Consider the following 15,817-nt stretch of genomic DNA (forward strand, 5'->3'; position numbering starts at 1 on the left):
TATTCGCTCGAAGGGTTATCGTCAATACGACGAAAGGTGGTGGTTGTGGTTGTGGCCGCAAGGAGCGCGGACCCCTGACGGTGCGCCAGGCGCTACGCTGAGCCGCGATGTTCACCGAACACGGCCCCACGCTGCGCGAGCTCGCCGTCCAGGCGCTCTCCTCCGTCGAGCACGGCTACGACCTGCTCGCCCCCAAGTTCGACCGCACGCCGTTCCGCACCTCGGACCGCCTGCTGGACGCCGTGGCCGGCACCCTGCGCCCGCTCGGCCCCTTCGCCGCGGGCCTCGACATCTGCTGCGGGACCGGCGCGGGCGTGGATGTGCTCCGCCAGGTGTGCCGGAAGCGGGCCGTGGGCGTCGACTTCAGCGCGGGCATGCTCGCCGCCGCGGCCTTGCGGCATGCCCCGGCCGCGCCCCACCTCGCGGCCGCGTCCGCCGTGTCCGCAGGGGACGCCGACCCGCCGGGCATCGGCCGGGACGGGCCGGCCGTCTCCTGGGTACGGGCCGACGCGCGGGCGCTGCCGTTCGCTCCCGCCTTCGATCTGGCTGTCAGCTTCGGCGCGTTCGGGCACTTCCTGCCCAGTGAGCGCCCGCTTCTGTTCGCCCAGGCGCACTCCGCGCTCCGCCCCGGAGGCTGCTTCGCCTTTCCCGTCATGGCACCGCCAGGGCCTGACTCGCTGCTCTACTGGACCCTGCTCGGGTTCGACGCGGCGATGCGGATCCGCAACGCCCTCTGGCGGCCGCGTTTCGTCATGTACTACCGCACCTTCCCGCTCTCCGCCGTGCTCGGGGACCTCGGCCGCGCCGGATTCGCCGTGGAACTCCTCCCGTTGACGCAACTGGGCCGGCTCCCGGACGGCAGCCCCCGCGCCCGTCTCGTCGTCGCCCGCAAACCGCGGGACGTCTGACCGGGCGGAAGGCTCCATCGGCCCGTGGTTCAGCCCCGGATGTGTCGCTCCGGCCTGCGCCGCCACGTCCCGGCCCGCCTGTCCGTCGGTGGTGCGGGTGGGTCGGCGGGGAGCGGTACCTCCGGCATGAGGGCCGCCCGACCCCTCGGGGCCGGCCGGGACGCCTCGGCCGGCCCGGCGGAGACGTCAGGCGACCGTGTGCACAAGCTGCGAGGTCAGCTCGTAGCGGGCGCCGACGACCGCGAGCCTCCCGGTGGCGATCCTCGCCGCCAGGTCGGGCTCCCGGGCGAGGAGGCGGGTGACCATCCCGACGTTGCGGGTGATCGTGGAGTCGACGCGCGCCGCGCCCTGCTGGGAGTGGTCTATGGCCGGCCGTATCCGGTCGGCGATGTACTGGATGTGGGCGGGGAGTTCCTCCCCGGTCTCCTCCGCGTGCACCGCCGCGGTCACCGCGCCGCAGGACTGGTGGCCGAGCACCACGACGAGGGGTATGTCCAGCTCCAGGACCCCGTACGCGACGCTGCCGAGGACCGCCTCGTCGAGCACCTCGCCGGCGGACCGCACGGTCATCAGGTCACCGAGACCCTGGTCGAAGACCAGCTCCGGCGGCACCCGCGAGTCGATGCAGCCGAGGACCACGGCGAAGGGTGACTGACCGGATATCAGCTCCTCGCGCACCGCAGCGGTCTCGTGCGGGTGCTGCTGCCGGAAGGTCCGCCAACGGCGGTTGCCGGCCGACAGCTCGCGCAGGGCCCGTGCGGGAGTGTCCGGCCGTGTTCGGCGGGCCGTTGTCGGCCCGGGGGACGCCGATGCCGGCGTGCCTCCCACTGCGAGAGCGCCGGAGGCCAGGGCCCCGCCCGCGACGGCGGCGCGCAGCAGGGTACGACGGCTTTTGCCGGCGGATGAGTTCGTTCCCGGTGTCTGCTTCACGAAGCGAACGTAGATCCATCGGCGGCCGGCCCGTTCGTTCATGTGTTTTCTTTGCGCACGCTTGATCAACCCATGCCCTGGCGGGCGGTGACAGGGTGTCAGGCCGGTGACTTCACCGACATCAGCAGATGCTGGTGGAAGTGCTGTCCGGCATCGTCGGCCGGCTGCGTGCCGACGTCCGACGCACCGCTGAGCAGGGCCCGTTGACCGGGCCCCAGCAGGCGGAACCGCACGCTGTCCGTGTCGAACGACGACAAGGCGTCCGCGAGGTAGGAAGGGTTGAACGCCACGGTCATCTCCGGGGCGCCGTCCAGGACGGCGGGCAGCCGCTGGGAGGCGACGTCGTCCTCGTAGCCGGCGTGGAGACGGACCGAATCCGCGGAGAACGACAACTGCAGCGGGCTGTCGCCCTCCGCGACCACCGAAACCCGCTTCACCGCCTCGAGCAGCGGCGCCCTGGCCGTGAGCGCCACGGCGCCGTCCGGCAGGGCGAAGAGCTTGTCGTGCCCAGGCAGCCGGCCGTCGAGGAGCCGGGTGGTGAGCCGCATCCCCGCGTTGTCGAAGCCGATCGTGCCGCCGTCCAGCGCGATGCGCACCGTGCCCGACCGGTCCAGCGACCGGGCGATGTCGCAGAGCCGCCGCGCAGGCACCACGACATCGGCGGACGCCCGCGGCGACAGGGGCTTCCAGCCGAGCGTGCGCACCGCGTACCGGTACCTGTCCGTCGCGGCGAGCGTCATGGTCTCCCCGTCCACGCTCAGACGGATGCCGGTCAGCACGGGCAGCGAATCGTCACGCCCGACAGCCACCGCCACATGCGCCACGGCGGCGGCGAACACCGCCGCGTCCACCGCACCTCGGAATTCGGGCAGCGCGGGCAGGGACGGACGCTCCTCGCACGGCAGCAACGACATGCCGAAGCGGGCGCCGGAGCCGCTCACCGCGAAACGTCCGCCGTCGGCCGCGCACCGCACCGTCCCACCCGGCAGTACCCGGCAGATGTCCAGCAGTCTGCGGCCCATGACCAGCACCTGTCCGGCCTGCTCGACGTCCGCTTCGACCTCGATCCGGGCCGAGGCCTCGTGGTCCAGCCCCGAGATACGCAGCAGACCGCCGGCGCGTGCCTCGAGCAGCAACCCGCCCAGCACGGGCACGGGGGACCGCGCCGGCAGCACCCGCGCCGCCCACGTGACCGCGTCCGTCAGTGCCTCGCGCTCCATCCGGAACTCCATGCCGGCCCTCTTTCCTCGGTGATGGGGACCGTAGCGGCAGCCACTGACAACGCCCGGTCGCGAAGCTGGCAAGATCGTCGGTCCGACGGGGAAACGGAGCAACGGCATGAACGACGCGGACGAGAACCGCACCGCGGGGCGCCGGGCCTTCCCGCAGCGGCTCGGCATCCGACTGCCGTCCAGAGGCAGTTGGGGTACGGACCACCGCGGTCACTCTCGTTTCCGCCGGGGACGCGTCCTGGCCGCCCTCGCCGTACTCGTCGCCTGCCTGCTCGCCTTCCACTCCGCCGTGCCCAACGCCGTCGGAAGGATCGGCAGCCTCCTGGAGACGTTTCTCCCATGGCTGGGTCTCACCGTCCCCCTGCTGCTGATCGCGGCTCTGCTGCGCCGTTCCGTCACCGCGCTCGTCGCCCTGCTGCTGCCCGTCGCCGCCTGGTCGTTCCTCTTCGCGCCCCTCCTGCCGCCCTCGTCGGGGGAACAGGCCGGCATCGTGGCGGTGCAGCACAACGTCAGCGACGTGAACACCGATCCGGCAGGCACGGCACGGGCCCTCCTGCGCGTACGCCCGGACCTCGTGGCCCTCGAGGAGGTGACGCCCGCCGCGCTGCCCGCCTACGAGAAGGAGTTGGCGCGGCGCCTGCCGTACCACGTGGTGGTGGGGACCGTCGGCCTGTGGTCGGCGCATCCTCTAAAGGACGTACGGCCGGTGGACATCAAGCCCCGCGGTTTCGGACCGGGATGGAACCGCGCGCTGCGTGCCACGGCCGTGACCCCGCAGGGCCCCGTCGCCGTCCACGTCGCCCATCTGCCCTCGGTGCGCCTGGGTCTGCGGCACGGCTTCAGTTCGGCGTCGCGCGACGAGAGCGCCCGGCTGCTGGGCGCCGCGCTCGCCGCGGAGCGGGAGGCCGGGGTGATCCTGCTGGGAGACCTCAACGGCACGGTCGACGACCGTGGTCTCGATCCGGTCCTGGCACAAGTGACGGTGACGGGACCGGGCTTCGCGTTCAGTTGGCCGGCGTCCTTCCCCGTCGCCAGGATCGACCAGATCCTGGCCCGGTCGGCGGCGGTGACCCGCGTCTGGTCGCTGCCCGCCACCGGCAGCGACCACCTGCCGATCGCCGCCACGATCACCCTGTGACCGAACCCGCTCCGCCGCGGCTCAGCGCACGCCGTCCCAGCCCCATCGCGGGGTCGGACCCGGGTCGCCGAGGTCCGTGCCGGCCGGGTCGGCCGAGACCTCGCGGGCGATCTTCGTACCCCAGTCGAAGTACTCCACCACCCGGTGGCGCAGCACGTCGTCGTCCGGCAGTTCCTTCGCCACCGCTTCTGTCATCAGCTCCATCCAGCGCAGCCGCTGCTCCTCCGTGATCGAGAGCCCGAGGTGCGCCCGGAGCAGCCTCTGGTGGCCGCCCAGCGCGGCAGTGAAGTCGGCAGGTCCGTCGAAGACCTCGGCCAGCCAGACCGCGACGTGCTCGATATGGGTGGGGGTGAAGTCGGCGAAGACGGGGGCGAGCAGCGGATCGGTGAGGACCGCCTCGTAGAAGGTGTTGCTCAGCCTGCGCAGCGCGTGCGTGCCGCCCACGGCCTCGTACAACGTCTCGGGACGCCCGTCGGGCCCGCTCATGACGACACCTCTTTCGCGGAATGATGCTGCGGAGTTGTGCTCCGTCCCAGGATTGCCGCGGCACGGCGGGCGGCACAGGCGTTTCTGCTTTCGGCGGAAGGGCACCCCGCCTCCCCGGTGCGGCGCCCGGCTGCGCGGTGAACCGCTCGCCGTACGGCTGCTGCCGTTCTCACCGGCCGGGCGCGTGAGCTGTACGAGTCGGTGTACGCGCCGCGCTGGAGGCGGCCCACCGCGAGGCGGCCATGCGCCAGGTGGCGTACCGGCGGTGACTGGTGCGGCACAAGAGCCCCCTGCTGCGGGCGTCCGCAGCTTGACCTCGAACGACGGTGCACGCGCGGATCGGATAGGTATCGTTCCGCGCGTGTTCGGCCGCACAGGGCGCCGTATGCGGAGGGGGAGAGACCGTGGCGACAGGTAGAGAACGTTCCCGAATGATTGCCACCGACGACAGTCACCGGGTGACGCCCGCCGAGCTGTTCTTCGACTTGGTGTTCGTGTACGCGATTACACAGGTAACCGCGCTGATGGCGGCCGACCCGACGCCACTGCGGCTGCTCGGCGCGACCGTGGTGCTGGCCCTGCTGTGGTGGTGCTGGTGTTGCTTCGCCTGGTTGGGCAATGTGGTGCGAGCCGACTCCGGCGCGATGTTCACCGTGCTGGTCGCGGTGATGGTGGTCGTGCTGGTCGTCTCACTGACCGTGCCGGAGGTGTACGCGGACCTCTCCGGCGGCTTGTACGCGCCGCTGGTGTTCGTACTCTGCTACGGGGCGGTCCGGCTCCTCCACCTGATCTCCTACTGGATCTCCAGCCCCGGTGACGAGGCACTCCATGCCACACTGCGCCGGACCGCGCTGCTGTCCATCGCACCGCCCTTCGTGCTGCTTCTGGTCGGCAGCACCCTGACCGGCGTCGCGCAGATTCTGGTCTGGCTCGGCGCGGTCCTGATCGACTACTGCGGCATCTATGTCACGGGGGCCTCGGGTTGGCGGGTGGCGTCGCCCGCGCACTTTGCCGAGCGGCACGGCCTGATCGTGATCATCGCCCTGGGGGAGTCGATCGTCGCGATCGGGGTGGGCGTGTCCGGCCTCCCCCTCTCCGTGCCGGTGCTGGCTGCGGCCGCCGCCGGGGTGATGGTCGTCGCCGGACTGTGGCGCCTGTACTTCCGGCAGATCAGCGAGAGGGCCGAGCACCGGCTGACCACGCTGCACGGCGACGCCCGCACGCGGCTGGCACGCGACGTCTACACCTTCTTGCACCTGCCGCTCGTCGCGGGAGTCGTAATCACTGCGCTAGGCATGAAGAAAGCGCTCCACCAGGTCGCCGACAGCAAGCACTACGACCTGTCCGAGCCGCTGCACGGGCTGGTGGCCTGGGCGCTCGCCGGGGGGGTGGGCGTGTTCCTGCTGGCGGCGGCGGCGATCCTGCTGCGCACCGACGGCCGCAGGTCCGCGGCCCTGGCGATCGGAGGGCTGGGCTGCTTGTGCGCGGGCGCGGTGGTCGTCCTGGTCCCCGCACTGCTCGCCTTGGGGCTGCTGGCGGCCGGGGTGACGGCAGGGGCGGTCCTGTACAGCCGGAGGGCGGACGTGACTCTCCGTACGTCCGCCTAAGGATCGTCCAGCCGCGGCGGTCACGCCCCCGACAGCTGTATCGACCCTTGACCCACACATATGAGATCTGTGCCCCGAGCAGCGGGAGCTCGGGGCACAGACGATGCCCTGTGCCGGGAACACGATGTGGGGGCCTGGTGCTTCTCGAGGCAGAGTCGACTCCTGGCCGGCGTCTGGTATCCCGTCAACAGCGTGAAAGGTGACGCTTGCGCGACAGATCGATCGATCCCCGGCTGTCATGCCGAGCTCGCCGGGCATGAAAGCCGGCGCGCTCTCGTCGGAAGCTCAGCGGTCACGTAGGTGCCGCAGGCGCAGGCGGCGACAACGGACTGGACCGACAGGCACTGGCCGAGGAGTCGCCCGGCGGCTGGACGGGAGGCGCGGCGCAGGACTTTTGGCGGCCGATCGCGCGCCCACATGCGGCGACGGGCGCGCGTACGCTGGTGATATCTCGCCGAACCGGAGCGGGTGCTATGAATCCAGTCACGAAGGGATCTTCCCGGCTGAATGGGAAGCCGTCGCGCCATCCGTTCGCCGGGCAGCCACGTGATCGTCCTCGCGAGTCACTGCTGAACCCGCGCAGCATCCCCGGGCGGGTATTCCTCGTGGAAGTCCTGATCGTCGCGCTGCTGGTCGCGGCCGGGCTGACGTCTGTGGTGCTTCAGGCGGCGCGTGACGCCCTGGAGCAGGGGCGTCGGGAGTCGGTCGTCGCGGCCCAGGCGTTCGCGCAGGCCCCGGGCGTAGTTGAAGCGCTGCGCAGCCGAAACCCGACGGCGGTGCTGCAGCCGCGCGCGGAAGCGGCTCGCAAGAGTGCGGGGGTGGATTTCATAGTCGTCATGGACACCAAGGGGATTCGCTATACCTATCCGTACCCGGAAGAGATCGGGAAGAAGTTCGTCGGCAGCATCCAACCGTCGCTGGAAGGCCGCACCACCATCGAGGAGGCGGGCGGACCGCCTCTGCCGGCGGGTCGGGGAACGGCCGTGCAGGCAGTGGTCCCGGTGACCGATGCCGGCGGCGAGGTCGTCGGCCTGGTGTCCGCCGGGATCACGGTCAAGAACGTGGCAAAACTGTGGATGCCGCAGCTGCCGATCACGTTGGGTGCCGGCGCCGCCGCGCTGGTGGTGGCTGCCGCCGGCACGGCTCTGGTCTCCCGGCGGCTGCAGCGGCAGACCCATGGCCTGGGCGCGGCCGAGATCACGCGCATGTACGAGCACCACGACGCGGTCCTGCACGCGGTACGGGAAGGGGTACTGATCACCGATGCCGACGGACGCCTGCTGCTGGCCAACGACGAGGCGAAGCGGCTGCTGAGCCTGTCGACGTACGCGGAGGGACGGCTCGTACGGGAGCTGGCCCTGCCCAGGGAGATCACGCACATGCTGGCTTCCGCGGAGGCCATCACGGACGAGGTACATCTGGTGGAGGGCCGGTTGCTGGCGGTGAACAAGCGGCCCACGTTCCCGCAGGGGGCCCAAGGGGGCAGCGTGGTGACGTTGCGGGACACAACGGAACTGGCGGCAGTGTCGGGGCGGGCACAGGCGGCGCGGGAGCGGCTTGACCTGCTCTACGAGTCGGGAGTGCGGATCGGGACCAAGCTCGACGTGGTGAGTACTGCACAGGAGCTGGCTCACGTAGTAGTACCGCGGTTCGCCGACCTCGTCACAGTCGATCTGCTGGATGCGGTGCTGGAAGGCCAGGAGCCAACGGCGGAAGAATGGCGGCATCTGCGGCGTGCGGCGATCAGCGGCGATCAGCAGATTCTGCCGCTGTACCCGGTGGAGGAAAAGATCAAGCTTTCGCCGGCGACGCCACAGATGCGCGCGTTGGAGCGGGGACTGGCGGTGCTGGAGGCGGACCTGCGACAGGCGCGGGAGTGGCAGGAGCACGATCCGGATCGCACCCGCGAGGCACTGGAGCACGGGGTGCATTCGCTGGTGACCGTACCCCTGCAGGCGCGGGGTCTGCCGCTGGGCGTGGCGAACTTCTACCGGACGGGGGACTCGCCGGCGTTCGAGCAGCAGGACCTGTCCTATTCGGAGGAGTTGGCCGCGCGGGCGGCGGTGGCTGTCGACAATGCGCGACGGTTCACCCGCGAGCATTCGATGGCGGTGAAGCTGCAGCGGAGTCTGCTGCCACGGGGGCAGCCGGAACAGGATGCACTGGAGGTGGCCTGGCGGTATCTGCCGGCGGAGTCAGGGGTCGGCGGGGACTGGTTCGATCTCATCGCGCTGCCGGGCGGGCGAGTGGCGCTGGTGATGGGCGATGTCGTCGGTCACGGCCTGCACGCGGCGGTGACGATGGGTCGGCTGCGCACCGCGGTACAGAACCTCTCCGCGCTGGACCTCCCCGTGGACGAGGCGCTCGGGTACTTGGACGACCTGGTAGTGCGCATGGACAACGAGGAGAGCACCGGCGAGGCGGCGGAAGCCCATGAGGGACAGGGGGTGACGGGAGCGACGTGCCTGTACGCGATCTACGACCCGATAACAGGAGCGTGCACGGCGGCCCGTGCCGGACACCCCGACCTGGTAGTGGTGCACCCCGACGGGACCGTGATCTGTCCGGACGTGCCGGCCTCGCCCCCGCTCGGAGTAGGTGGCTACCCCTTCGAAACCCGTGAACTGCAACTGCCCGAGGACTCACGACTGGTGCTGTACACCGACGGGCTGGTGGAGGACCGAACCCGCGACATCGACGTCGGGCTGATGGGGTTGCGCCGGGCGTTGGAAGAGGCCGGCAAACGCACACCTGAGGAAACCTGTCAGGCGGTGGTGGAGGCGATGGTGCCGACACACCCCTCAGATGACATCGCGCTGCTGGTCGCCCGTACCCGGGTGTTCCCGCCGCCGGCCGTGGCGGAGTGGGACGTGCCCCCGGACCCAGCGGCAGTGGCCTCGGTGCGGGCACACTGCAGGGAGAAGTTGCACGAGTGGGGGGAGGAAGAGATCGGGTTCACCACGGAACTGATCATCAGCGAGTTGGTCACGAACGCGATCCGGTACGGATCTCCTCCGATCAGGGTGCGACTGCTGCACGGCCGCTCTTTGACCTGCGAGGTGTCGGACGCCAGCAGCACCTCGCCGCGTCTGCACCGGGCGGCCACCACGGACGAGGGTGGACGAGGGCTCTTCCTTGTGGCCCAGCACGCTCAGCGATGGGGAACGCGGTACACATCCGGTGGCAAGGTCATCTGGACCGAACAACCACTTGGCGACCGCGCGTCCACCACCAGGGTCAGCACACCGGCCGACGTTCTCCTCGAGCAGTTCGATGATCCCACCCTCTAGCACTCCAGCAGGATTTCACTGTTCGAGCCGGAGGTTTGGCTGAGGGCTCCTGCCTCGTACGAAGCCGTCATCGGCGCAGTGTCGGGGGCGTCGTGGCAGCGGTCCGACCGTCGGCCTCGTCGTAACTTTCCCGCAGCTTAGGCGCGGTGGGCGCCTCTGTTTGCGTGGCCCTTCCTGTGGCAGATGGTTCGACGGCGCGCCGGGGGCCGACGAGGCGGGCCAGCAGGAGGGCGATGTCGTCGTTGCGGCGCGGTGCCCGGTGGACCCCGGCAAGGAGTTCGTCGGCCAGGACCTGGAGGTCGGCCGTCGCGGCTCCTGCCAGCCCTGCCAGAAAAGCTTCGATGGCCACGCCGATGTCTTTCCCGGCGGCTTCCAGGAGCCCGTCGGTGGTGACTGCCAGCACGCTGCCGGGGCGGATCGGGATCCGCTCGGTCGGATACTGGGCCTGCGGGTCGACACCGAGCGGGAGGCCACCGGCGATGTCGAGGAGGCGCGGTGGCTCACCCGGAGCGATCAGGGCAGGTGCCAGATGGCCTGCGGTGCAGGCCTCGAGCGTTTCCTCGGCAGGGCGGATCAACAGGTAGCAACAAGTGGCGAGCATCGCCCGGTCCGGATCCGGGTTGAACTCGACCAGCAGGCGATTCGTCCGTGCCAGAACGGCCGCCGGACCGTGACCCTCGCTTGCATAGGCGTGAATGGCCGTGCGGAGCTTGCCCATCAGCGAGGCAGCATGCACGCTGTGGCCTTGAACGTCTCCGATCACCAGTGCCACCGCGCCGTCGGGAAGGCAGATGGCGTCGTACCAGTCACCGCCGATCCACATGCCCGACGTGGCCGCCTGGTAGCGCGCGGCGATCGTCAGACCGGGCGCCGACGGAGGGCCGGGCGGCAGGATTCCGCGCTGCAGTTCCGTGGCCAGAGCGTGCTGCGACTCGTACATTCCCGCCCGCTCCAGGGACTGGGCGAGCAGTCCGGCAAGAGCAACCAGCAGTGCCCGCTCTTCGGGGCCGAACTCCTGGGGCGAAGGAAACCCCATCAGGCAGACCCCGGTCGGCCCCCGGGAATCCGCCATGGGAATCGCCGCCCATGCCCGGCGAGAACCTTCCGGGATCTGCTGCGCCGACTGCGGGTACGCGGCGGCCAGGTCGGTGACGGAGGCGACGAACACCGGAGCATGGCGTACAAGGGCGTCCTGTAACGGAGAGCCCGCACCGGTGTCCGCATCGCAGAGAGCGGCCAACTCCTCCTCGTAATAGCCGCAGGAGGTCACGATGGACAGTTTGTCGCGCTGGGACGCCACGACGGCGAGCCCGCTCGCGCCGAAGTCCCGCAGCCCCACCTGCATGGCCGCCATGATGTCCTTGACCGTCACGGCGGCCGCCAACGTGGCGGTGAGGTGCTGCACCCGCAGATTGCGGGTCGCCCTTTCGCAGAGCCGTCGCTTCTCGGCTTCCTGACGCTCATGAGCGGCCGTGGTGTCCATCACCACCCCGACCATCGTTGTCGGTACTCCCGCCGCATCAGCGAGTACCCGCCCGCGGGCCTCCAGCGAGCGCCAGCCGCCCTCACCCGAGGCGACGCGGTAGGCGATCTGGTAGTTGCCACCGGCCTCCGCCATCGACTCCAGCGCACTGATGACTTCGGGCAGATCGGATTCCGGGATCCTGGACAGGAAGGTCTCGAGATGAGCGGGGCTGTCCTCGGGCAGGCCGTGGAGGTGGAAGGTGGGCGGATCGCAGTCGATCTCCCCAGTGGCGACGTCCCAGCAGAAGAACCCAGCCTGGACCGGGCCGGCGCTCGGCTGGAACAGAGAGTTCGACGACTTGTGGTCGGTGCCGGTGCCCTGGGCACCGTGCTCACCCGTCCGCCGGGCGGGGGAGGGCAGCACGGAAGCGGTGTGCCCTGCGATGCTCTGGTCGGCGCTCGGCCAGGACTGGAATCCGACCCCTGTCACCGGTCACTCCCCGCTGTAGGCAACGACGTCTTCTGAGAGTCATGTGACGAGGTATCAGCGTAGAACCACCATGCCCGCCGTGCGGAGACGCGATCAACCGGACACCTGAAAGGATGATCCTGTCGCAGAAACTGGACTTTCTCGCCGGGGTTCCCCGAGTGCGGATTCTGTTCGCCGGGGCGCCGGTCCCGCGCCGCCCGGCCCGTAACCGCCCGCCCGCCCCCGACGGTGAACGCCCGCGCCGCCCCGCCCGTACAACACGGCAGCCGTCGAGCCCGAGGAGGTCAGCAGCCGATGACCGGACGTCGCCGTACCCCTGTTGCCGTCGCCGTCGCACTGACCGGCGCCGTACCGCTGCTGCTGGCCGCCGGCGGACCCGCCCTCGCCCACGGGACACCGACCGACCCGGTCAGCAGAGCCGCCGTCTGCGGACTCGACGGAGCACAGCGCGCGTCGGGCGCGTGCCGGGCCGCCGTCGCCGCGAACGGGGGAGCGGCGCTCGGTGCTTGGGACGATCTGCGGCTGCCCGGCGTCGAGGGCAGGGACCAGGAGGCCGTACCCGACGGACAGTTGTGCAGCGCGGGCCTCGACGCCTACCGCGGCCTGGACACCGTCCGCACCGACTGGCCCGCGACACCGCTGAAGGCGGGTGGCACATTCACTCTCACCTACCGCTCCAGCATCCCGCACGAGGGAACCTTCGAGCTGTACCTGACCCGGCAGGGATACGATCCGTCCACGCCGCTGCGGTGGGCCGATCTCGGCCCCCGCCCGTTCGCGACGGCCACCGACCCCGCGCTCACGGACGGCGCGTACCGGATCAGCGGACGTCTGCCTGCGGAGCACACAGGACGGCATGTGCTCTACACGGTATGGCGGAACACGGACACTCCCGACACGTACTACTCGTGCTCGGACGTAGTCCTCACACCCGGCGACGACGGGCAGGCCGCGACGCAGCAGGGAACTCCGCCCGCGCAACAGCCCTACGACCCGGCCGGCCGGACCTCCGGCCCGGCGACGCCGGGACCGCCCGCCGACCCCGCTCCGTCCCAGGCGCCCGGGGAACCACCGCCCGGCGCCCCGGCTCCGGCACCGTCCTCCGGCCAGGCCGTCCCGGCGCCTGCGGGCAGCGCCTTTGGCGACCGTCCCATGGTCCTGTTCGGTGCGGCAGCCGCCGCCCTCGCCCTCGTCTCCATCTGCGGATCGGTGGTCCTGCGGCGCCGGAACCGTCTCTGACAACACGCCACCGAAGGACCGCGAGAGAGACCGGCTTCCCGGCCGGGGCACGCCCTCCGACAGCTCAATTCCGGGTGACGAACAGGCACCGGAGCCATCATGAGAGCAACCTCCGCGGCCCGTCGGCCCTCTTCCCTCCATGCAACGGGCCTACCGGGAAGCACAGCCCGCCCGCACCACAGCTGCATGGAGTGACATGACAACGGTCCACACTTCGGTCGTCGTGCCGTGCTTCAACGAGGACGACGTGCTCGACCTGTTCCATCAGGAACTCGTCGCGGCACTCGAGCCGACCGGCACGGTATTCGAGATCTGCTACGTCGACGACGGCAGCGGCGACGGGACCGGAGCGCGCCTCAAGCAACTCGCCGCCGTGGACCCACGCGTCCGCTACACCTCCTTCAGCCGCAACTTCGGCAAGGAGTCCGCGATGCTCGCCGGACTGCGCATGTCCCGCGGGGACGCCGTCGTACTCATGGACGCCGACCTTCAGCACCCGCCCCACCTCCTGCCCCGCATGCTGGAGCTGCACCGCCACGGCTACGACCAGGTCGTCGCCCGCCGCGACCGCACCGGCGAAGGCACGCTTCGGACGGTCCTCAGCCAGGGCTACTACCGGCTCGTCCGCCGCTTCATGGACGTCGAAGTCCTCGACGGCGCGGGGGACTTCCGGCTGCTGTCCCGCAGGGCCGTCGAGGCCGTGCTGAGCATGCCCGAGTCCAACCGCTTCTCCAAGGGACTCTTCTCCTGGATCGGCTTCGACACCGTCAGCTTCGCCTACTCCAATGTGCAGCGGGCCGCCGGAAGCTCCAAGTGGGGCGGCCGGCGGCTGCTCAACTACGGCATCGACGGTCTGCTGTCCTTCAACACCCGCCCGCTGCGCCTGGCGATCCACACCGGCCTGTGGCTCTTCCTGTCCGCGCTCGCCTACACGGTGTGGATCATCCTCAACGTCGTCCTGGACGGCGTCGACACCCCCGGCTACGCGACCCTGATCGCGGCCATAGTGGGACTCGGCGGAATCCAGCTCGCCACCCTCGGGGTCATCGGGGAGTACGTGGGCCGCATCTACCACGAGACCAAGCGCCGCCCCCACTACGTGGTACGGGAGACCGAGGAGACCGGCGCCACGCAGCCCGGCGCGCCTGTCAGGGAAGCCGCTCTGAGTAAGTGACCTTGTCCAGGCGGTAGTAGTCGGCGACGCACTGGGCGGGCCACACCTTGCGCCCCTGTTGACCGAACGGCTCCAGCATCCTCGCCACCGGCGTGGGCGTGTACGGGAGTTCCCTCGCGCCCCGTGCCGCTCCCTCGCGCAGATACCGGTCCTGGCGGTCCCAACGCTCCGCCCGCACCTGCATGTCGCGGCCCAGATCGACCAACGGGCCCACCAGACTCAGTACCGTGGCCGCGCACACGGCGGCCACGGCGGCGACGGGCACCGCGGAGCGCCGGCTGCGTACGTACGGCAGCAGCGAGCGCCCCAGGAAGGCCCCGGCCACGACGAGGAGCCCCACGAGGAGCAGCAGGTAGTCGTTCCATGTCCGTTCGGTGGTCACCACCCGTTCCCCGAAGACCGGATAGGTGATGACGGTGCACAGCCAGCCCGCGACCAGGAACGCCGCCACGCCGAGCCCCATCAGCAGCAGCGGCCTCGGCAGCAGCACCGGGGCCCGGCCGGGCCGGCCCCGCGCCACCAGCCCCAGCAGCACTCCGGCGGCCACCGCGCCCAGATACTGCCAGGTGCCGAATACCCTCCCGAGGATCTCCGCGTAGCCGTGCAGCGAACCCAGCAGCGAGTCGGGGGACAGCATCGACGCGTTCTCGGCGCCGTAGCGCTCACGGCGGTTGCGGGAGCCGGGGGAGAAGAACAGCAGCAGGGTCCCGACCACGACACCGGCCGCGCCCGCCAGCGACCAGATCCGGGCGACGCGGCGCACCGGCTCCGCGAGAATCCGGTGTGCGAAGAGCACCACGCCCGCGAGCACCACAAGCGCGACGACCGACGCCTCCTCTGACAGAGTCCCCATGAACGCGCCGGCGAACGCGGCCGACACCACCGCGGAGATCCTGCCCGCACGGCCGCGTGAGCACAGCAGCGGCAGCACGGAAGCGCACGCGAGCACCGGCGCCACCGTGTGCGACACGGACGCGGCGGGCCAGTAGAACGTCTTGTACGTGTTGGGTGTTGCGAAGAGGAAGACGGCGCAGACCATCGCCGCGACGAACAGCGGCACACCGCGCGGCACCTCCTGCCCGGCCCTGCGCAGCACCTGTACGACCAGGGCCCACAGCAGCACCAGCATGACGAGCCCGCTGACCGATCCGAACCACTGGTGACCCGCGACCGGGAACTCGGCGTACAGACCGACGAGCAGGCCGTTGCCCAGCCGCCCGTTGTCGGTGAACCAGAACTTGCCGACCAGTCCCGAGATGCCGTCGTCCCGTACCACCGGCAGGAAGCACCACTCGTCGGCGCTGGGCCGCACATGACGTCCGAACCACGACGCGACCGCCAACAGCCCGAGTGGCAGACACGCCAGGACGAACGGCCAGACCCCGGCCCACGCCGCCGGACCACCACGCCGCCCCGCCGCCACCGGCTCGCCGTGGTCGTCCACTTCACTCGCGACGGTGACGCCCGATGCGCCGACGGCCATATCACCACTGCCTTTCCGCAAACACTGATCCGGCACCGAAGAGGCGAATTCCCGGTGCACCGTTCCATCAGCATCCAGTGGCAGCCGGCCGTGAAGCGGGTGACGCGCACGGGTGGACGCTCGGAGGAACGTCCAGCGGTGCTGATGCGGCATGCGGTGGCGGATCTGGAGGCGTCGCCGGTGGATGGCGAGCGGCACGTACGGATGGCGCATCTGCGGCTCACCGAGGAGCAGTTCGCGCAGCTGGGGGCGCGGTTGCAGGCTCTGGCGGACGAGTACCGGGAGCTGTCCGATCCGTCGCTGCCGGACGCGTCACTGGTCTTCGCACTGTTCCACCCGGCACCGCGCGAGCAGGCCGAGGGGGGCACCAAGTGAC

Annotated in this window: 11 protein-coding genes and 1 pseudogene; 7 read left to right on the forward strand and 5 right to left on the reverse strand. The window is 70.5% G+C overall.

What is annotated here, in order from left to right; all coding sequences use genetic code 11:
• Positions 1 to 107 precede the first annotated feature (107 nt).
• On the forward strand, positions 108 to 908 hold the full coding sequence (locus tag MDN94_RS24865) for a class I SAM-dependent methyltransferase (RefSeq protein ID WP_482728068.1): 801 nt from the start codon (positions 108 to 110) through the stop codon (positions 906 to 908).
• A gap of 186 nt (positions 909 to 1,094) precedes the next feature.
• On the opposite strand, the gene MDN94_RS24870 is transcribed toward MDN94_RS24865, so the two are convergent.
• Both MDN94_RS24870 and dnaN read right to left on the reverse strand, forming a co-directional pair.
• The gene (locus MDN94_RS24870; protein ID WP_482728069.1) at positions 1,095 to 1,838 is read right to left on the reverse strand and encodes a carbonic anhydrase; all 744 of its coding nucleotides are present in this window, start codon (positions 1,836 to 1,838) and stop codon (positions 1,095 to 1,097) included.
• A 98-nt stretch (positions 1,839 to 1,936) separates the two neighbouring features.
• Positions 1,937 to 3,070, reverse strand: a complete 1,134-nt coding sequence (dnaN, locus tag MDN94_RS24875; RefSeq protein ID WP_482728070.1) for a DNA polymerase III subunit beta — start codon at positions 3,068 to 3,070, stop codon at positions 1,937 to 1,939.
• Between the two features lie 106 nt (positions 3,071 to 3,176).
• Between dnaN and MDN94_RS24880 the strand changes: the two genes are divergently transcribed.
• Positions 3,177 to 4,208, forward strand: coding sequence for an endonuclease/exonuclease/phosphatase family protein (locus tag MDN94_RS24880; RefSeq protein ID WP_482728071.1), 1,032 nt, complete (start codon positions 3,177 to 3,179; stop codon positions 4,206 to 4,208).
• Positions 4,209 to 4,229: 21 nt separating this feature from the next.
• Here MDN94_RS24880 and MDN94_RS24885 read toward each other — a convergent pair whose 3' ends face one another.
• Complete coding sequence (locus MDN94_RS24885) at positions 4,230 to 4,694, reverse strand: group II truncated hemoglobin (protein ID WP_482728072.1); 465 nt, start codon at positions 4,692 to 4,694, stop codon at positions 4,230 to 4,232.
• A gap of 431 nt (positions 4,695 to 5,125) precedes the next feature.
• Between MDN94_RS24885 and MDN94_RS24890 the strand changes: the two genes are divergently transcribed.
• Both MDN94_RS24890 and MDN94_RS24895 read left to right on the forward strand, forming a co-directional pair.
• Complete coding sequence (locus MDN94_RS24890) at positions 5,126 to 6,301, forward strand: low temperature requirement protein A (RefSeq protein WP_482728073.1); 1,176 nt, start codon at positions 5,126 to 5,128, stop codon at positions 6,299 to 6,301.
• Between the two features lie 473 nt (positions 6,302 to 6,774).
• Positions 6,775 to 9,591: a SpoIIE family protein phosphatase gene (locus MDN94_RS24895; protein ID WP_482728074.1), complete on the forward strand. Its 2,817-nt coding sequence runs from the start codon at positions 6,775 to 6,777 to the stop codon at positions 9,589 to 9,591.
• A gap of 67 nt (positions 9,592 to 9,658) precedes the next feature.
• Here the strand turns inward: MDN94_RS24895 and MDN94_RS24900 are convergent, their stop codons facing one another.
• Positions 9,659 to 11,545 (reverse strand): SpoIIE family protein phosphatase, encoded by a 1,887-nt coding sequence (locus MDN94_RS24900; protein WP_482728075.1) that lies wholly within the window; start codon positions 11,543 to 11,545, stop codon positions 9,659 to 9,661.
• Positions 11,546 to 11,839: 294 nt separating this feature from the next.
• Here MDN94_RS24900 and MDN94_RS24905 point away from each other — a divergent pair, with 294 nt between their 5' ends.
• Positions 11,840 to 12,784 carry a lytic polysaccharide monooxygenase auxiliary activity family 9 protein gene (locus MDN94_RS24905; RefSeq protein WP_482728076.1) on the forward strand — a complete coding sequence of 315 codons (945 nt, stop codon included), beginning with the start codon at positions 11,840 to 11,842 and terminating at the stop codon, positions 12,782 to 12,784.
• Between the two features lie 196 nt (positions 12,785 to 12,980).
• Complete coding sequence (locus MDN94_RS24910; RefSeq protein ID WP_482728077.1) at positions 12,981 to 13,958, forward strand: glycosyltransferase family 2 protein; 978 nt, start codon at positions 12,981 to 12,983, stop codon at positions 13,956 to 13,958.
• Here MDN94_RS24910 and MDN94_RS24915 read toward each other — a convergent pair.
• Positions 13,933 to 15,441: a DUF6056 family protein gene (locus tag MDN94_RS24915; protein ID WP_482728078.1), complete on the reverse strand. Its 1,509-nt coding sequence runs from the start codon at positions 15,439 to 15,441 to the stop codon at positions 13,933 to 13,935. The genes MDN94_RS24910 and MDN94_RS24915 overlap by 26 nt on opposite strands.
• A gap of 123 nt (positions 15,442 to 15,564) precedes the next feature.
• Between MDN94_RS24915 and MDN94_RS24920 the strand changes: the two are divergent.
• A pseudogene (locus tag MDN94_RS24920) lies at positions 15,565 to 15,816 on the forward strand (transcriptional regulator); the annotation flags it as partial.
• Position 15,817 lies beyond the last annotated feature (1 nt).

The organism is Streptomyces sp. WAC00040 (assembly GCF_056835925.1).